The sequence below is a fragment of the Mycobacterium sp. GA-1285 genome (assembly GCF_001499905.1).
GTDB lineage: Bacteria > Actinomycetota > Actinomycetes > Mycobacteriales > Mycobacteriaceae > Mycobacterium.
On record NZ_LQIS01000012.1, the window covers coordinates 219,382 to 237,733 of the forward strand.

Sequence of the window (18,352 nt, forward strand, 5' to 3'; positions counted from 1 at the left end):
CGTGATTCTTGACAGATTCCGGCTCGACGATCAGATAGCGGTGGTCACCGGAGCCGGCCGCGGACTGGGTGCCGCGATGGCCGTCGCATTCGCGGAAGCCGGTGCGGACGTGGTGATCGCGTCGCGCACACAATCGCAACTCGAGGAAGTCGCCGAGCAGATCACGGACGTCGGCCGCAGGGCGCACGTGGTGGTGGCCGACCTGGCCCACCCCGCCGACACCGCCACGTTGGCCGGCGCCGCGATCGAGGCGTTCGGCAAACTAGACATCGTCGTCAACAATGTAGGTGGCACCATGCCCAACGCGCTGCTGAACACGTCCACGAAGGACATGAAGGAGGCCTTCACCTTCAACGTCACCACCGCGCACGCCCTCACCACGGCCGCGGTACCGCTGATGCTCGAGCATTCCGGCGGCGGAAGCATCATCAACATCACCTCCACGATGGGTCGGCTGGCCGGCCGCGGTTTCGCCGCCTACGGAACGGCCAAGGCCGCACTGGCCCACTACACCCGGCTGGCCGCGCTCGACCTGTGCCCGCGGATCCGGGTCAACGCGATCGCGCCGGGGTCGATTCTCACGTCGGCGCTCGACATCGTGGCCTCCAACGACGAACTGCGTAAGCCCATGGAGCAGGCCACCCCGATGCGCCGGCTGGGCGATCCGCTGGACATCGCCGCGGCCGCGGTGTACCTCGCCTCGCCCGCGGGCAGCTTCCTGACCGGTAAGACGCTCGAGGTCGACGGCGGCCTGACGGTGCCCAATCTCGACATGCCCATCCCGGATCTGTGAGAGGACTTCCATGACGATCAAAGTGGCCGCGGTCGGCACCGGCAACGTCGGCAGGCACGCGCTGACCCAGCTCATCAACGACCCGCACTACGAGCTCACGGCGGTCTGGGTGTCATCGGAGGCCAAAGCCGGCAAGGATGCGGGCGAGCTTGCCGGCCTTGACATTTCGACCGGCATCACCGCCACGACAGACCTCGATGCGGTTCTGGCGACCCAACCCGACTGTGCGGTCTACACCGCGATGGCCGACAACCGGCTGCCCGAGGCTCTCGAGGACTACCGTCGCATCCTGGCCGCCGGCGTCAACGTCGTCGGCAGCAGCGCCGTCTTCCTGCAGTACCCGTGGGAGGTGCTGCCCGACGAGATGGTCAAGCCGATCGAGGAAGCCGCCGAGACCGGCCAGTCGAGCGTATTCGTTAATGGCATCGATCCCGGTTTCGCCAACGACCTTCTTCCGCTCGCACTGGCCGGAACCTGTCAGAGCATCGAGCAGATCCGGTGCATGGAGATCATCAACTACGACACCTACGACAGCGCGACGGTGATGTTCGACGTGATGGGCTTCGGCAAGCCGCTCGACGAGATCCCGATGCTGTTGCAGCCCGGCGTCTTGAGCCTGGCGTGGGGATCGGTGGTGAGGCAACTGGCCGCGGGACTCGGCATCGAACTCGACAAGGTGTCCGAAACCTATGTGCGCGAACCGGCTCCCGAGGATTTCGACATCGCCTCGGGCCACATCGCCAAGGGTACCGCTGCGGCGCTGCGCTTCGAGGTCCAGGGCATCAAGGACGGCAAGGTCGCCGTTGCGCTGGAACACGTCACCCGGCTGCGCGACGACCTGCACCCGGACTGGCCGCAGCCCGCCCAGGAAGGTGGCTCCTACCGCATCGAGATCACCGGCGAACCGTCGTACGCGGTCGACCTGTGTCTGAGCAGTCCGAACGGTGACCACAACCACGCCGGGCTCGTCGCGACGGCAGCCCGCGTCGTCAACGCGATCCCGGCGGTGGTGGCGGCGCCGCCGGGCATCCGCACCACACTCGACTTGCCGTTGATCACCGGAAAAGGGTTGTACGCTGTGCAGCAAGGCCGGGGGTAGATCAGAATCGAGGGCGTGCCAATGCGGACCAGACTTCGTCATCTCGCTCCGATGATCGCTGCCGGGGGAATCGCCGCGGCGCTCGCGGCGGCACCCTTGGCCGCCGCCGAACCGACCCCGAATCCGACCCTGCCCCAATGCGTCGACACCGGCGGCGCGCAGGCCATCGGCGGTTCGACCACGGAATGCGTGTCGCCCGGCAACGTCTCCATCAACGCCACTCCCGCCGAGCAGGAGTACGTCGGCCCATGGGGAAGCATGTGGGAAGGTGACGGCTTCTTCTTCCCGTGATCGTTCGGGATTGACTCCCAACGTCTTTCGCAGCGCTCGCCAGTCAGCGGCCGCAAGTTCCAGTGGCCCGAGGAGGCCAACCATGAAGGCCGTATATCGTTGCTTTGCAACGGCTTTCACCGCAGGCGGCATCGGTGCGTGCATACTTGTCGCGCCGGTCGCCGGTGCCGCGCCCGAATGCACCGACATCGGCCCCAACACCACACAGTGCCGGACCAACGGAAGCTCGCAGATCGTCACGTCACCGCCGGCGCAGACAAACCCGTACTGGGGCTGGCCGTGGGGTGGCGGGCTCGTCATCGGGCTCGGCGACGGGCACAGGTAACCCCGCACGACGAAACGTCCGAGGTTTCGGCTAACCTAACTTTTCTATTCGCTGTTCCGGATAGGAAGAGGGTGGGGTGGCACGGAGCACCGAGGTGAAGGCGCGGCCGAGCTGGCTGCTGCTCGGACCGGCCTTCGTTGCGGCCATCGCCTACGTCGACCCCGGCAACGTCGCCGCCAATGTCAGCGCCGGCGCGCAATTCGGTTTCCTCCTGATCTGGGTGATCGTCGCGGCCAACGCGATGGCCTGCATCGTGCAGTACCTCTCGGCCAAGCTCGGCCTGGTGACCGGTATGTCGTTGCCGGAGGCGGTCGGTGACCGGATGCGGCGCCGCACCCGGCTGACCTACTGGCTGCAGGCCGAAATGGTCGCGATGGCAACGGATCTCGCCGAGGTCGTGGGCGGGGCGATCGCGCTGTACCTGCTGTTCGACCTACCGCTGCTCACCGGCGGCATCATCACCGGTGTCGTCTCGTTGGTGCTGTTGATGGTCAAGGACCGCCACGGCCAGAACTCGTTCGAGCGCGTCATCACCGGGCTGCTGGCGGTCATCGCGGTCGGCTTCCTCACCAGCCTGTTCGTCGCGCCCCCTCCACTCGAAGAGGCGGCTGCGGGGCTGATGCCGAAATTCGCGGGCACCGAGAGCGTGTTGATCGCGGCGGCGATGCTGGGCGCGACCGTGATGCCGCACGCGGTGTATCTGCACTCGGGCCTGGCCCGGGATCGGCACGGGCACCCCGAAGCCGGGCCGATGCGACGGCTGCTGCTGCGGGTCACGCGCTGGGACGTCGGCATCGCGATGGTCATTGCCGGCGCGGTCAACCTGTCGATGGTGTTGGTCGCCGCGACGAATTTGCGGGGCCAGGAGAACACCGACTCGATTGAGGGTGCACACGCCGCGGTCAACGAGACCCTGGGGCCGACGATCGCGTTGTTGTTCGCGATCGGACTGCTCGCGTCGGGGCTGGCGTCGTCTTCGGTCGGCGCGTATGCCGGCGCGATGATCATGCAGGGCCTGCTGCACCGCTCCATTCCGCTGGTGCTGCGGCGCCTGATCACGCTGTTGCCCGCATTGGCGGTCTTGGCGATCGGCCTGGACCCCAGCCGGGCGCTGGTGTTGTCGCAGGTGGTGTTGTCGTTCGGGATACCGTTCGCGCTCATTCCGCTGGTGCGGCTGACCAGCGACCGGGCCCTGATGGGCGACGACGTCAACCACCGGGTGACGACGACGATCGGGTGGGTCATCGCCGCCCTGATTACTCTCTTGAACGTGGTGTTGATCTATCTGACGCTGACGGGTTGATGCACGCGTACTTCGCCTACGGCTCGAACCTCGACGTCTCGCAGATGGCGTTGCGGTGTCCCGCTGCTGCGCAGCCCCGGCCGGCCAGACTGGCCGACCATGACTGGCTGATCAACGAGCGCGGCGTCGCCACCGTCGAACCGTTCCACGGGTCCGAGGTGCACGGTGTGCTGTGGCAGCTCAACGATCACGACTTGGCGGTGCTGGACAGCGCCGAAGGCGTTCCGGTGCGCTACCGTCGCGACCGACTCACGGTGCACACCGACGACGGGCCCGCCGAGGCGTGGGTGTACATCGACCATCGTGTCGAACCGGGCCCGCCGCGACCGGGCTACCTCGAGCGCATCATCGACGGCGCCCTGCACCACGGCCTGCCACCCCGCTGGGTCGAGTTCCTCAAGCGATGGGATCCGGCGCATTGGCCGGGCCGCGCCGGACGATCCGATCTACCTGCCCCGCAATCACTTTCGGAACTTGTCCGGCAGCCCGGCATCGTCGAGGAACGAATCCTGCGGTCCCGCTTCGGTTTTCTGGCCATCCACGGCGGCGGCCTCGAGCAGATGACCGATGTGATCGCCGAACGCGCCGCCGACGCCGCCGGCGCCTCGGTGTATGTGGTGCGCCATCCCGACCACTATCCGCACCACCTGCCCTCGGCGCTGTACCGCGCGCAGGAGTCCGAACGCCTCGCGGAGTTCCTCGACCACGTCGACGTCGCCGTGTCGTTGCACGGTTACGGCCGCATCGGCCGCAGCACGCAGTTGCTCGCGGGCGGCCGCAACCGCGCACTGGCCGAACACCTCGCCGAGCACGTCGATGTTCCCGGCTATCACGTCGTCACCGATCTCGATGCGATCCCCCGCGAGCTGCGCGGGTTGCACCCCGACAATCCGGTCAACCGTGTCCGCGGGGGCGGCGCACAACTCGAGCTGACCCCGCGGGTGCGAGGCATCAGTCCCCGCAGTCAGCTACCCGGCGACGACGGGCTCACGCCGGCGACCTCCACGTTGATCCAGGGTCTCGTCGCCGCGGCGCACTCCTGGGAACTTCAGTCCGCCTGACCACCCATCCGCCGTGCGGTCGGCTACGAATACCGCTACGTGGATAGTTCCAGCCTGTACCGCACCCGGACGGCGCACCTGCGACGTACGCCGGTGTACCACCATTTCGAGCACCACGGGTACAGCTGGCTGGTCGACGTCGACCGGCTCCCCAGGCTGCCGTGGTGGCTGCGCCCGTTCGCGCGTTTCGACGCGCGTGACCACCTCGACGGCGCCCCGGGGGACTCGTTGCGACAGCGCATCGACGCCTTTTTGTGGGACCGCGGTGTCGACCTGGGCGGCGGCCGGGTCACCGCACTGCTGCAGGCGCGAGTGGCCGGCTACGCGTTCAACCCCGTCACGCTCTACTGGTGCCACGACGCCGAGGGCGTCTTGCGTCACGTCGTCATGGAGATGCACAACCACCGCGGTGAACGGCATGCGTATCTGCTCCCGCCGAGCCCGGACGGGACATCGATGGCACCGAAGAAGTTGCGGGTGTCGCCGTTCAACGGCACCAACGGTCACTACCTGGTGCACGCGCCGCACCCGGACGGGGAGGTCAACGTGACCGTCTCCCTGCACCGCGGCAACGAGCCGGCGTTCATCGCGACGGTGCGTGGCACGCGCAGGCGCGCGGGCATCGCCGAGGTGGCGCGGATGCAGGCGGTCGCTCCGCTGGCGCCGCTGATGACCGCGCTGGAGTACCGGCTGCAGCACCTCACGCTGTGGCTGCGGCGGGTACCCGTCGTCCACGGTGCCGAAGCGGTCGGCGAAACGTTCGCTCAGACACAGGCTTTCGCGCACAGTGCGGCCAGATCGCGATATTCATGACGGTGCCGACCCGGGTGGCTAGGCTACCGCTGGTGACCACGGACCTCGACGAACTGCTTCGCCAGGTTGCCGAGGAGGACGTCGAGGCATTCGCCACCTTCTACGACCGCACCCGGGCGCGGGTGTTCGGCCTGGTAGCCCGGGTGCTGCGCGATCCGGGGTACAGCGAGGAGACGACCCAGGACATCTACCTGCAGGTGTGGCGCACCGCGGGAAGTTACGACCCCTCGGCGGGTTCCCCGCTCGCGTGGTTGATGACGCTCGCGCACCGTCGTGCGGTCGACCGGGTGCGCTCCGAACAGGCCGCGACGCAGCGGGAGGACCGTTACGGCGCGGCCACCGTCGACCCGCCCGCCGATCACGTCGCGGACTCGGTGATCACGCGCGACGAGCGCCGCCAGGTCGCCAACTGCCTGGGTTCGCTGACAGATGTCCAGCGAGAGTGCATCCAGCTGGCCTATTACGACGGGCTGACCTACGCCCAGGTCTCCGAACGTCTGGCGGCGAACCTCGCCACCATCAAATCGCGGATGCGCGACGGCCTCCGCAGTCTCCGCAAGTGCTTGGGGATGGCATGACCGAACCCATGGATTCCGACCTCGGCGCCCTCGCGGCGGCCTTCGCCCTGGACGCGATCTCCGATTCCGAACGCGGTGAACTCGAGCGTCGCGTCGCGGCCGCGCCGCCTGCGGTCGCGCAGGCCTTCGCCGACGAAGTGCGCAACGTCCGCGAGGCGATGGCAGTGGTGTCGGCCGCCACCGCGGTCGAACCGCCCCCGCAGCTGCGCGAGCGTCTGCTGGCCGAGGTCGGCGGCGGGCGAGCCGAACCGGTACGCCAGTTGCGGCCGCGGCCGACTCGCTGGCAGAAGGCCGCGCTCGCCGCCGCCGCAGTGGTCGTGGTCGGCGCGGGTGCGGTCGGCGTCGGTTTGGCGCTGCGCCCGGCCGCCAAACCCTCGACCGCCGAGCAGGTGTTCGCCGCGCCCGATGTGCGCACCGTCTCCGGGGACATTCCGGGTGGCGGCACCGCGACGGTGGTGTTCTCCCGCGAGAAGGACGCCGGCGTGTTGGTGATGAACAACGTCACCCCGCCCCAACCCGGCACCGTCTACCAGATGTGGTTGGTCGACGCGGACGGTCCGCATCCCGCGGGCACGATGGACGCGCAAGCCGTCGCCCCGTCGACGACGGCCGTGCTGCCCGATCTCGGCGACTCACGCACCCTCGCCTTCACCATCGAACCGCCGGGCGGTTCCCAGGAGCCGACGGGCGAGCCGTTCGCCGAGCTCCCGCTGGCCTGACGGTTTCAGGTGCCCGATATCGTCGCCTCGGCCGCCTCGGCGACGACGTCGCGGACGTCCCGGCGGCGCTGCCACGCGCGTCGCTGCCGGATGGCGCCGTTGCCTTGTTCGGTGATGCGGCGCAATTCGTCGAACACCAGGTCGTAGTCGCCCACCGCTTCGAGCGCGGGACGCACGTGCTCGACGAGTCGGTCCAGCAGCTCGCGCGCGGGCACGCGCTGATGGCTCTCCATCAGGTCGACCGCATCGCCGTCGAGCCCATCGCGCGCGGACTTCCAATACGCGGCCTTGAGCGCGTGTGCGGCGAGCGGGGGCGTCGGCTCGCCGCGCCGCTCGTCCTCCAACGCCGTCATCACCGCGGCCCGGGTCAGCGCGGCCAGCAGGACCGTCTCGGCCGCTGTCGCGGGCACGTCTGCGACGCGCACCTCGATCGTCGGGAAGTTCTTCGACGGGCGCACGTCCCAATAGACCATGCCGTCGTCGAGCATCGCGCCGGCCTGTTGGAGCATGTGCACGACGGCGTCGTACTCGTCGACGGAGTCGAAGTGCGGCGGCGGGCCCGCGCTGGGCCACCGCGCCCACAGCACGCTGCGCCAGCTGGCGTAGCCGGTATCGGAGTGACGGTAGATCGCGGAGTTCGCGCTCAGCGCCAACAGGCTGGGCAACCAGGGCCGCAGCCGGTTGCTGACTCGGATCGCGGCTTCCCGGCTGGGCACCGCGACGTGGACGTGGCAGCCGCAGATGCCCTGCTCGTGCGCGATCATGCCGAACTTGTCGCCGATCTCCCGGTACCGCGGGGTGTCGGTGATCGGAAATTCCGTCGGAAGTGTGGGCGGCAGGCCGACCGCCAGCAGCTGGGCACCTGCGGCGTGCGCGGCCTCGGCGGAAAGTCGGCGCAACCGGAGCAGTTCCTCGCGCAGTTCGCGGGTCGAGCCGACCACCTCGCTGGTGGTTTCGACCTGGCACGTGGTCAGCTCGAGCTGCAGTTTCACGCCCCGGCGGGCGGCCTCGCGGGCGACGGCCTCGTTGCGCGCGACCGGTTCCCCGCTCGTGGGGTCGACGAGCAGGAACTCTTCTTCGACGCCGATCGTGGGATGCGTGGCCATGAGCAGAAATATTGATCCGGCCCGTCGGAATGGTTCACGACGGGCCGGATCGGGGCAACAAGTCCTTCGGCTAGTGGGACCCCGGGAGGTCGGAGTCGGCGTCAGGCTTATTGCCAACCGATGAGCGCGCCAAACATTTTGCAGAAGACGTCACCGAATACCATCCGAGTCGTGACCAAACCCTTCCGGTTCGGTGTGGGGCTGCAGGCCGCGCGCCGTCAGAAGTCGGTGCAGGACTGGGCGCGCCGCGTCGAGGACATGGGCTACGACATCGTCCATGTCGCCGACCACCTCTACACGACCGCGCCGTTCCCGATGATGACGGCGATGGCGATGGCCACCGAGCGGCTCCGCGTCGGCACCTTCGTGCTCAACGCGGGGTTCTACCGGCCCGCGCTGCTCGCGCGCGAGGTCACCACACTGCGCGACCTGAGCGGCGGACGCTTCGACCTGGGCCTCGGCGCCGGGTACGTCAAGGAGGAGTTCGAACAGGCCGAGCTCCCCTACCCCTCCGCCGGCCAGCGGGTGGGCTGGCTGCGCCACGTCGTCGAGCACATCAACGAGCACGCACCCGATGTGCCCATCCTCATTGCGGGCAACGGCGACAAGCTGCTGACGCTTGCCGCACAGCGCGCCGACATCATCGGGCTGACCGGCGGCGCCCCGATCACCGCGAGCTGCGATCCGCTCGCCGACCGCATCGCCTTCGTTCGCGAGGCCGCCGGCGACCGGTTCGACGAGCTCGAGCTCAACCTCGCCGTCACGGCCATGCCGACCGACGATTCGGGTCGGCCGGACCTGTCGATCACCCGCCGGTTCCTCCCCCACCTGTCCGAGGAGGAACTGCTGGCGACCCCGGCGGTGTTGTCTGGGTCGACGGGCGCGATCGCTGACACGCTGCGCGGCTACCGCGAGACGTACGGCATCAGCTACATCACGGTCCAGCAGCTGCATGCCGAGCCGTTCGCCAAGGTGATCGCCGAGCTATAGCTGTTGTGCCGCAACGCTATCGGCGGACCGGACCACGAAGTCCGACCATTCCGGTTCGCGCACCGCGTCGTGATATTCGTAGAGCTTCCACGGGCTGACGGTGTGGATCTCGCCGCGGGCGTTCTTGAAATAGGAATGCTGGATCGACGGATGGGACCAGACCGTCATCTTGATCGCTTTTTGCGACTGTCGGCGCCACTCCTCGGTCGCGTCGGCCCTCGGCTCGATCGAGTGCAGCCCGTCGGCCAGAGCGTGCAGACACTTGCCGTTGTAGCGCATCTGCAACTCGGAGTTGAAGATGAGGCTGCCGCCGTGCGCCAAGTGCGTGCCGGGGCCGTAGGTGAGGAAGAAGTTCGGGAAGCCCGGAACCATGATCCCGCGGTACGCGTACGGGCGGTCACCCCAGACGTCGCGCAGGTCGATCGGATTGCCGTCGCCGTCGCGGCCGGTGATCCGTAGCGGCCACAGCACCTCGGTGGCGCGAAAACCCGTGGCGTACACGATGACATCGGCGCGCCGTTCACGGCCGTCTGCGGTCACCACGCCGGTCGGTGTGATGCGCTCGATCGGCGTGCGGACCAGCTCAACGTTGTCGCGCTTCAGGGTTCGCAACCAAGTGCCGTCGTCCTGGAGCGTGCGTTTACCGGTCGCGGGATAGTCGGGCAGGACCTTGGTGAGCAGTTCTTCATCGCCGTCGACCTGGCTGGTGATCCAGTCGGTGAACATCATCCTCGCGGCGGCGTTGATGTCGCTGACCGCGTAATCTCCTTGCTGGTAGGCCGGATCGACTCGTGCGGCGTCCAGGCCCTTGTCGGCTCCGGGCCACAGCAACAGGAAGCGGTACCAGCGGCCGTAGAACGGCAGGTGTTCCATCGCCCAGCGGGTGCCGTCGCCGACTTCCTTGTGATACATCGGGTTCGGGAACATCCACTGGGCGGTGCGCTGGTAGACGTCGAGATGCTCGACCCGGTCGGCGATCGCTGGTGCGATCTGGAATCCGCTCGCGCCGGCGCCGATCAGCGCGACGCGTCGTCCGGTGACGTCGACGTTGTGGTTCCACGCGGCGGAGTGAAAGGCCGGACCCCGGAACGTGTTTGCGCCCTCGATGTCGGGGACCTGCGGCCGGTTGAGTTGGCCGACCGCGCTGATGATCGCACGGACGGTCACCCTCGAGACACGACCGTTTCTGGCGCGCAGCGCGACGGTCCAGGTGCCGGACCCGTCGTCCCATTCGGCCGAGACGACCTCGGTCTCCCACCGCACGTGATCACCGATGCCGTGTTTGTCCATCACGTCGACGAAGTACTGGCGCAGCTCGTGCTGCTCGGCGAAGTAGTGGCTCCACTTGTTGCTGGGTTCGAAGCTGTAGCAGTAGAAGTGGTTGGCCACGTCGACGCGGGCCCCCGGATAGCTGTTCTCCCACCAGGTTCCGCCGGGCCCGGCGTTCTTCTCCACCACGGTGAACGGCAGCCCGGCCTGCTTGAGCCGGATGGCGGCGAGCAGCCCGGACTCGCCGCAGCCGATGACGAGCACCGGAAGCGTCGCCGCCGCGTCCGGATCGACGGGTTCGGGCCGGCGCGGATCGACGCCGTCGAGGTCGAGTTCCTCGGACAGTAGCGGCACGTACTCCTCACCGACGGGTTCGCATGCGGCCCAATCCATCATCTGCTTGACGACGGACGCGTCCAGCGGCGCGGGTTCCGGACAGCCGCGGTCGCGGTAGGCGGCGATCACCTCCAGCGCCTCGGCCCTCGCCCGCGCCTTGTCCTCCTCGGACATGAAGCCTTGGACTTCGTTGAGGAACAACCCGGCCTGTGCGTAGTCGCGGATGAAGCGCGTGTCGCCGGTGATGTGCACGAGGCTGAGCAACAGCGTCGGAACGCTGACGTCCTCGAGCGCCCGCTGGATTTCGGCGGTAGGTGTGGTGAACGGCGTCCCCGCGTAGCGACTGCGCACGACTTCTCCTCCCGACCGCGACGGCCGCATAGAATTACGGAACGTACAGTAGCGTAATCGCCGGGCATGTGCGGTGCTTGGTGATCCGCAGCGGCTTCGGCGGTACGAGTGGTCCACGCTGCTTCCGCGGCCAGCCGGTAAGCTCCCCAGCGGTTCGCCCTCGTAGCTCAGGGGATAGAGCACGGCTCTCCTAAAGCCGGTGTCGCAGGTTCGAATCCTGCCGGGGGCACTTCGTATTCGTGCAGCTAGATGCGTATTTCTGCCCCCTTCCCGCATCCGCTGTGCAACTATCGTGCATTTTTGGGGCACTTCAGTCGCTTCTGCGGCAAACCTGAACGGAGCCGTGAGCGGGCGTAATTTTGGACTTCCAAGGGGAACGGACGTTCGAAAGAGGGGGCCATCCATGCGGATCACAACACCGGCCAGCCGTGCGTACATCGCGATCCCCCAATGAGGATGCGGCGGCTCTTCGCAACCATCACACCCTCGGGGCACCACAGCGGCGACGTGTACTACCAGCCGCGTGCCGATGGCAGCTGCACGCTACGGCTGGCCAACGCGGATTCTTGGATCGACGCCACGCTGACCGCAGAGCAGGCCGACGAGCTGGCCACCGTACTGCTGCAGGGCGTCTACGACGGCCAGCAGCGTCGGTCCTGGTGGCCCACAGCGCTGGCCAGGGGGGTGGTGCGCTAATGGGCAGCGAGCCACGGCCACCGTTGGGCGTCTGCCCCGACTGCGGGCAGCGCGTCCGTATGTGGGGCAGCGGCACCCTGCGCGCCCACCGCAGCCCTGATGGCAAGTGCCCCGGCCGGGTGCCGGTGGAGGTGATCGTGCGCAAGCCACGGCCAGCGCGGCGGGCGACGTACAGCCTTGGCACCCGGTCGGAGTCCCGCGAGTACGGGGACGGGCGCACCACTAGCGCTGGCCTGCCCACGCTGGGGAGGCGGGCGCGGTGAGCGCCAACGGGTGGAAGCCACGCAAGCCATTGGGCGAGTGCCCCGTGTGCCACCAGCGCATCCGGCTGGAGCGCGACGGCCAGCTGCGTCCGCATCGAATGCCGCATCGGGCGGAATGCCATGGGCGGCAGCCAGTGCAAGTTATCGAGCGCAAGCCGGTGCCACCACGGCGTCCGCAGTACGACATCACGCCTGCCCGGTACGGCCCCGCTAGCGCTGGCCTGCCCACCTTGGGACGGCGGCGATGAGCGACAACTACCGGCTGCTGTGCAGCGACTGCCCGGCCACCTTCGCCACCGTACACGCTCTCGACTTCCACGAGCGCATCGCACGCCATGGACAGTGAGGCAACCAAAACGGTTGGCGCCCAGCTTATTTGGGAGTCGCGATGACTGAACGCAAACAATGGACGGCGGCGGAGCTGATTGTGGCCTGCGAGCTAGTCCACGACTACGGCGGTTGGCGGCGTCCCGGCACCGACGCCTGCGAACTGCTGGCGCGCCAGCTCGGCCGCTCGGTGGGGTCGGTGACGTGGAAGATCAGCAACCTGCTCAGCGCGGCCGGGGCGGGCCAGGCCACCCACCCGCATGGACGCGGCCGTGGTCGAGGCGTTCCGCGCCGACCCGGCGGGGATGGCTGGTGTGGCGCACATGCTGAAGCACTATCTGCTCGACCCCACCGTGCGATGACCGTGGCGGTGCTCATATACGCGGCGTGACCACAGCCGCGCTTGGATGCGCCAAGTCACCCAACCAGCCGCGCCCACAGGCCCCTCCCCCAGCATCTTCGTGCTGCGCCAAGACACCACCGTGGTCACCAACTCCAGCGTCTACTTCACCAGTGACCGCTTGCGGTAAGGGCCACACTGCGGGCCAGCTTCGGCTTCCCCCACCCCGGCGCCATCGTGAAGATCATGGCCAGCGGGTCCTAGCCCGAACTCGGTAGCGGCGACGTCAAGCCGGGCACTTTTCGGCGTTCGTTAACCACCCGGTCAAGGACACCCACGACGGACACCTGACGTCCCGAGCGTGACACCTGCGTCGCCGCTACTACAGACCTACCGAACGAGGCCACATGACAGTATGGGACAAGGGTCCACCCGGCAGCCACAAATCGCGCGCCCACCGCACTCATGCATTCGCTATCTCAGATTTCGCAAAATCTGATCTGTGATGCCGGATTGCTTCTTCATGATGCTCGACACCGTGGACTCCACCTTGCCTACCCTGTCCATTTGGTTTTGGAGCCGAAGATCCTGGAGAGAATAACTCTCGCTAGTGCGATCGAAGCGTTCAGTGATCGACCGCAACCGTCCCGTTGAAGATGGTCCACCGATAACCGAGTTACGTCGGATGTCGGATGCGAGGCGTTGCTGAAGATTCTCGTTGAGGTTCCGAAGGGTCTCGCGAGAGTCGTTACTCGTTAACTTGCCCGCGGCGCCTTGAGGATTCTCGGAACTCGCTTCCTGTTGGCTGGACCCGTTCGTGTCAGTAGGAACGGGGTCTGCAAGGGCAAGCCCGGCCGGGCAAAGTAACACCAATGTTCCCGCCGCCAGCACTGCACCGGCGCCGACTCGGACCCGCATCGCGCACCGTACGTCATACGTGTTCATGTCGACTTCCTCTCTCCGAATCCGAAACCATCGTTCTGCGCAAGACGTTAAGCGCGGCAACGGCGGGTGACTGCAGTAGTCGACTACTTCAGTCGGACCACTTGACACGTCGAGTTACTTCCATCGAGAGGACTTCGCTTCGTTTTTCGTCAGACGACCGCGAATTGGGGGTGGGTGGGTGACCCGAGCTGGACCGCCTCCCCCTCCTGGCATAGGCGCACATCTCTATGTCGCGGTCGTCGATGAGCACGGTGACTTTGGTGCCGCGTAAGTGTTTGGACAGGCCGATGTGGTGTAGGCGGCTGTTGTAGCGGATGGTGATGACCCCGCCGGCGTCGATTGTGTCGTGGCGTACTCGGTAATGCGGCGGGATCTGGTAGCCGCTGGGGAAGGCTTTGGGTCGGTCGTTGAATGCCTCAATGGGGGTGCGGCGTCCTAGCGCCCGGTGGGGCCGGACGGTGTTGTAGTAAACCAGGAAATCGTCGATCTGGTGTTGCAGTTCGTCGATGGTGGCCGCTGGGGGTAGGGCCCGTAGGTGTTTTTTGAGGGTTTGGTGGAGGCGTTCGACCTTGCCGCAGGGCTGCGGATGGTAGGGGCGTGAGCGGCTGTATTTGATACCTAGTTCGCCGAGCATGATTTCTAGGGCGGTGCGTGCGTTGCCGCGTTGTTTGGCGGTGAAGATGGCGCCGTTGTCGGTCAGCGCGCCCGCTGGTGCGTCCCATTGGGTGATGACTGTGGTGAAGGTGTCGACGACGTCGGGGCCCATGGTGACAGGGCGGGCGGTGCTAGCCAGGGCCACACGGGAGTGGTCGTCGAGCATGTCGAGGATTTCTGCCGGGCCGTTGTCGGCTAGGCGCCAGTGGGTGACATCGGCTTGAGCGGGGCCGCTTGTGCGGTTGGGGTGTGATGAATCCGCGCCGTTTGAGGATGCGCCAAATCGTCGACACCGCAGGGACTTTTGTGAACTCTGGGTCGCGGGCAAGGTGGCTGGCGATGGTGGCGGCACCGGCGTCGAAGCCTTGCTTGTCGAGGGTCTTGCGCAACCAGATGAGCGCTCTTCACTGGGCCTCGACCGCCTGGGGACTGTGGTGTGGACGCCGCGAGTGCGGCTCGAACCCCGCAGCTCCTTCGGTCCGACACCGCTTACATAGTTGCTGGACCCAGGTACGCGGCGCCTCATAATCGCGGGCGACTTCGCTTTTCCTGCGTCCCTCCAGCACCACCGCGGTGATGATGAGCTGCGCTTTCGACATGGCCGGCCTCCCACGCTTGCAGAGGTGCCAACTATGTCGCGAGACAGCCGCCCACTATGTCGTGAAATCAGACACTGCCGGGGGCACCAAGCGTTTTCGCCCCAGCGGGGGTTCTCAGTCAGGTCAGCGGCGCGCACCACGTGAGAACAGTCCCGCCATCCGCGGCGGCCGCGACCGTGAACTCGCCACCGACCTCCTCGGCACGCGTGCGGAGATTGGCCAACCCGCTCGGCGTCACCTCGGCGTCGATCCCGCAACCGTTGTCGACGACCTCGATACGCAGGTCGTCACCGACGGTGACGCTGACCTGTAACGCCGTGGCGTTCGCGTGCCGCACGGCGTTGCTGACCGCCTCCCGCACCACCGCTTCCGCGTGCTCGCCGAGTTCGTCGTCCACGACTGACAGCGGACCCGAGAACCTCGTCGTGGTGCGCATGTTCGGGTCGGCGAACTGATCGATCGCCTCGTCGAGCCGCTGCCGCAGCGAGACGCCCGGCTGCGCATTGTGCAGGTCGAAGATCGCGGTCCGGATCTCCTGGATGACCTCTTGGAGGTCGTCGACACAGCCGTTGAGCCGCTCCTGCACCTCCGGCGCACGCGCTCGCGGGATCGTCCCCTGCAACGCCAGGCCGACGGCGAACAGCCGCTGAATGACGTGGTCGTGAAGATCCCGGGCGATGCGATCGCGATCGGTCAACACGTCGAGTTCCCGCATCCGGCGCTGCGTACTGGCCAGCTGCCACGCTAGCGCCGCCTGGTCGGCGAACGCGGCCATCATGTCCATGTTCTCGTCGCTGAACGGCGCAGCGCCGACGGGCCGAAGCGCGACCAACACACCCGCAACGGCGTCGCCCGCGCGCAGCGGCAACACCAGCGCGGGACCCGTCTCCGCCCCATCCAGGTCGAGGCCGTCGAACCGCATCGGCGTCCGCCGGGCGAATGCCTGACCGATGGGGCTGTCAGCGACGGCGACCGCGTCCACGTCAAGTGCGGGGACGTCGCCCGAGGTGGCGGCGACGACGAGCTCGGTTGCCTCCGACGGCGGCACGTCGCGCTCCGTCGGAACGAACACCGCTGTCAAGCCGGCTCCGCTGAGCTGACGTGACGTGTCGGCGACCTGCCGGAAGACCTTCACCGGTTCGGTTCCGGACAGCAGTTCGGTGCCGATGTCGCGGGTGGCCTCGATCCACGACTGGCGGTTCCTGGCCTGTTCATAGAGCCGGGCGTTCTCGATCGCGATTCCCGCAGCGGCCGCGAGCGCCTGGACGAGGACCTCGTCGTCCTCGCTGAACGGATGGCCCCCCGCCTTTTCCGTCAGGTAGAGGTTGCCGAAAACCTCGTCACGAATGCGGACCGGCACGCCGAGGAACGTGGCCATCGGCGGGTGGTTCGGCGGAAAGCCAACGGAAGCAGCGTGATTCGCGATGTTGTCGAGCCGAATCGGCTTCGGGTCGTCGAGAAGCAGGCCCAGGACACCGCGGCCCTCCGGCAGGTGGCCGATGGCTCGGCGGGTTTCGTCATCGATTCCGTCGTAGACGAACTCGACGAGTTCGTGGCCTCGACCGCGAACACCCAACGCCCCGTACCGCGCATCGACCAGATCGATGGCGGTACGCACGATGGTGCGCAGCGTTTCGTCGAGTTCGAGGCCAGAGGTGACGACGAGCATGGCCTCGAGCAACCCCTCGAACCGATCCCGTCCTTCGACGATCTCTTCGATGCGGTCCTGGACCTCCGAAAGAAGCTCACGAAGCCGCAACTGGGACAAGGTGTCCCGAAGCGAGCGCATACCTGCGTCGTCCCCGGATCGGTCTCTGTCGGTCACTGTCCTGCCGTTCCGATCCTCATCGACTCACCACCAACCGTCGAGGCCGATGTTACGCGTCGCCGACGACCCGTAAAGCGAACGCGGGCCCGTCGGCGTCGTCACGTCAAGTGCCGTGCGCGAGACCTTACCGACAGCCCGGCGAACTACCCGGGACGCCTCGTTCACCGAGTCCGCGAGCGGACGGGCTGTGTCGATCCGGTGGACCCGCCCGGTGCCTGCATTCTCACCGAGTGCGACGGCGATCTGCGGTGTCGCGTCCGAACTCGATGGGCCCCTGGCCACGACCCGTTCGGCGGCTTGCGACGGCGACAGCGAACACACGAAATGAACCACCGCCGAACAGGTCTCGGCAGCCAGTCGATACGCCCTCTCCTGTTGCTGCGCATCGCGCCAGGTGCCGTCGAGCACGACAGTCTCACCGGCCGACAGCAGAGCGCGGGCTCGACGCAGCACCTCGTCGTAGACGGCGCTCACGTTCTCGGGGGCATACAGTCCCACGTCCAACTCACCCACCCGTCCGGCTATGGCGCCGGACCGTTGCAGCTCGCGCCGCACCTCGTCGGTGGAGATGACCCGGGCGTTCACCCGCTCGGCCAACCCGTGCGCCACGGTGGTCTTGCCGGTGCCCGGGCCGCCTCCGACGACGACCAACCGGACCGTGCACGATTTCAGGTGGGCCAGGGCGATGTCGAGATGGCGGGTCGCGTCGGTCGCCGCGTCCGCGTCGCCTTGATCGACGCGTATGCAGTCCACCTTCGCCCGCACCACGGCGCGGTACGCGACGCTGAAATCCCTCAGGGACCGCGGCGCGGGGTCGTCGGCCCGTCGCAGGTACTCGTCGAGGAAGCGGTCCGCGAGGTCCTTCCGGCCGAGGAACTCCAAATCCATCGCGAGGAACGCGGCGTCGTCGACACCGTCGACGTAGCGCAACCGGTCGTCGAACTCGAGGCAGTCCAGCAGCACCGGACCGTCGGGCATGCAGAAGATGTCCTGTGTCAGCAGGTCACCGTGACCGTCGACGACGCGGCCCGACGCGATCCGTTGCACGAACAACTGCTCACGGCCGGCCAGGTACCGGTCGGCCAGGAGCGTGACCTCGCGAAGCGTCGCCTCGGGGATCACCTTGTCGACATATCGCTTTAATTCGTTGAGGTTCTCGTGCCAGCGCTCAGAGATCGCAGCGGCCGTGGCCTGTTCATCGATCGAGGGGCCGCGTTGCGCGGTCCGGTGGAACCGTGCCAATCGGTCTGCGATGGCGGTGAGGTGTCCGTCGACGGGATCGCCGCTGCGGACGAGCGCGGCAAGCCGCGCGGATTCCGGGTAGCGGCGCATCACGATGACGGGTTCGGCGGGTTCTCCCGGCGCGGCGAAGTGGCCCACGCCGAGATAGCTGTCCGGCGCCAACCTGCGATTCAGGGCGACTTCGCGTTGACATGCCTGCTCGCGGCGATCACGGGTGCTGAAGTCGAGGAAGTCGGTGACGATCGCCTTCTTGGTCTTGAACGCCCGCTCCCCGATGAGAGCCACCAGCCCCGTGTGGGTTTCATGGATCTCCGCATGCAGATTCCCGTTGCCACTCCACGGGTCTCGGCGGGTGCTCGCGGTAACCGACGCGGTCGTCATACCTAGACCGTCTCGCAGCCGGGCTCCCGAGAACAGGGTCCGA

Annotated in this window: 17 protein-coding genes and 1 tRNA gene; 13 read left to right on the forward strand and 5 right to left on the reverse strand. The window is 67.3% G+C overall.

What is annotated here, in order from left to right:
- The first annotated feature begins 1 nt into the window (after position 1).
- The 9 genes from AU193_RS09865 to AU193_RS09905 all read left to right on the forward strand — a co-directional run bounded on the left by AU193_RS09865 (position 2) and on the right by AU193_RS09905 (position 6,982).
- The gene (locus AU193_RS09865; protein WP_064422258.1) at positions 2-793 is read left to right on the forward strand and encodes an SDR family oxidoreductase; all 792 of its coding nucleotides are present in this window, start codon (positions 2-4) and stop codon (positions 791-793) included.
- A 10-nt stretch (positions 794-803) separates the two neighbouring features.
- Entirely contained in the window at positions 804-1,892 is a 1,089-nt protein-coding gene (locus tag AU193_RS09870; protein ID WP_064422163.1) for a diacylglycerol kinase, read from the forward strand.
- Between the two features lie 21 nt (positions 1,893-1,913).
- The gene (locus AU193_RS09875; RefSeq protein WP_064422164.1) at positions 1,914-2,183 is read left to right on the forward strand and encodes a hypothetical protein; all 270 of its coding nucleotides are present in this window, start codon (positions 1,914-1,916) and stop codon (positions 2,181-2,183) included.
- A gap of 82 nt (positions 2,184-2,265) precedes the next feature.
- Positions 2,266-2,508 (forward strand): hypothetical protein, encoded by a 243-nt coding sequence (locus AU193_RS09880; protein WP_064422165.1) that lies wholly within the window; start codon positions 2,266-2,268, stop codon positions 2,506-2,508.
- 76 nt (positions 2,509-2,584) lie between these two features.
- Positions 2,585-3,811 (forward strand): Nramp family divalent metal transporter, encoded by a 1,227-nt coding sequence (locus AU193_RS09885; protein ID WP_064422166.1) that lies wholly within the window; start codon positions 2,585-2,587, stop codon positions 3,809-3,811.
- The gene (locus tag AU193_RS09890) at positions 3,811-4,872 is read left to right on the forward strand and encodes a poly-gamma-glutamate hydrolase family protein (RefSeq protein ID WP_064422167.1); all 1,062 of its coding nucleotides are present in this window, start codon (positions 3,811-3,813) and stop codon (positions 4,870-4,872) included. Before AU193_RS09885 ends, AU193_RS09890 begins: the two co-directional genes overlap by 1 nt.
- 39 nt (positions 4,873-4,911) lie before the next feature.
- Positions 4,912-5,685 (forward strand): DUF1365 domain-containing protein, encoded by a 774-nt coding sequence (locus tag AU193_RS09895; RefSeq protein ID WP_064422168.1) that lies wholly within the window; start codon positions 4,912-4,914, stop codon positions 5,683-5,685.
- Positions 5,682-6,263: a sigma-70 family RNA polymerase sigma factor gene (locus tag AU193_RS09900; RefSeq protein ID WP_064422169.1), complete on the forward strand. Its 582-nt coding sequence runs from the start codon at positions 5,682-5,684 to the stop codon at positions 6,261-6,263. The genes AU193_RS09895 and AU193_RS09900 overlap by 4 nt, the downstream gene beginning before the upstream one ends.
- Complete coding sequence (locus AU193_RS09905) at positions 6,260-6,982, forward strand: anti-sigma factor (RefSeq protein WP_064422170.1); 723 nt, start codon at positions 6,260-6,262, stop codon at positions 6,980-6,982. Before AU193_RS09900 ends, AU193_RS09905 begins: the two co-directional genes overlap by 4 nt.
- A 5-nt stretch (positions 6,983-6,987) precedes the next feature.
- Here the strand turns inward: AU193_RS09905 and AU193_RS09910 are convergent, their stop codons facing one another.
- Entirely contained in the window at positions 6,988-8,088 is a 1,101-nt protein-coding gene (locus AU193_RS09910; RefSeq protein ID WP_064422171.1) for a glutamate--cysteine ligase, read from the reverse strand.
- A 171-nt stretch (positions 8,089-8,259) separates the two neighbouring features.
- Here AU193_RS09910 and AU193_RS09915 point away from each other — a divergent pair, with 171 nt between their 5' ends.
- Positions 8,260-9,078, forward strand: coding sequence for an LLM class F420-dependent oxidoreductase (locus AU193_RS09915; protein WP_064422172.1), 819 nt, complete (start codon positions 8,260-8,262; stop codon positions 9,076-9,078).
- Here the strand turns inward: AU193_RS09915 and AU193_RS09920 are convergent.
- Positions 9,073-11,034 carry an NAD(P)/FAD-dependent oxidoreductase gene (locus AU193_RS09920; RefSeq protein WP_064422259.1) on the reverse strand — a complete coding sequence of 654 codons (1,962 nt, stop codon included), beginning with the start codon at positions 11,032-11,034 and terminating at the stop codon, positions 9,073-9,075. The genes AU193_RS09915 and AU193_RS09920 overlap by 6 nt on opposite strands.
- 156 nt (positions 11,035-11,190) lie before the next feature.
- Between AU193_RS09920 and AU193_RS09925 the strand changes: the two genes are divergently transcribed.
- From AU193_RS09925 to AU193_RS23095, 3 genes are all read left to right on the forward strand, one after another.
- Positions 11,191-11,263: transfer RNA gene (locus AU193_RS09925), tRNA-Arg, on the forward strand.
- A 227-nt stretch (positions 11,264-11,490) separates the two neighbouring features.
- Entirely contained in the window at positions 11,491-11,730 is a 240-nt protein-coding gene (locus AU193_RS09930; protein ID WP_064422173.1) for a hypothetical protein, read from the forward strand.
- Positions 11,731-12,381: 651 nt separating this feature from the next.
- Positions 12,382-12,711, forward strand: a complete 330-nt coding sequence (locus AU193_RS23095) for a hypothetical protein (protein ID WP_156425161.1) — start codon at positions 12,382-12,384, stop codon at positions 12,709-12,711.
- 982 nt (positions 12,712-13,693) lie between these two features.
- Here AU193_RS23095 and AU193_RS23570 read toward each other — a convergent pair.
- The 3 genes from AU193_RS23570 to AU193_RS09945 form a co-directional block, all read right to left on the reverse strand.
- Positions 13,694-14,425, reverse strand: a complete 732-nt coding sequence (locus tag AU193_RS23570) for an integrase core domain-containing protein (RefSeq protein WP_064422174.1) — start codon at positions 14,423-14,425, stop codon at positions 13,694-13,696.
- Positions 14,426-14,976: 551 nt separating this feature from the next.
- Positions 14,977-16,647, reverse strand: coding sequence for a GAF domain-containing protein (locus AU193_RS09940; protein ID WP_172798264.1), 1,671 nt, complete (start codon positions 16,645-16,647; stop codon positions 14,977-14,979).
- 63 nt (positions 16,648-16,710) lie between these two features.
- Positions 16,711-18,309: an AAA family ATPase gene (locus AU193_RS09945; protein ID WP_082682911.1), complete on the reverse strand. Its 1,599-nt coding sequence runs from the start codon at positions 18,307-18,309 to the stop codon at positions 16,711-16,713.
- Positions 18,310-18,352 lie beyond the last annotated feature (43 nt).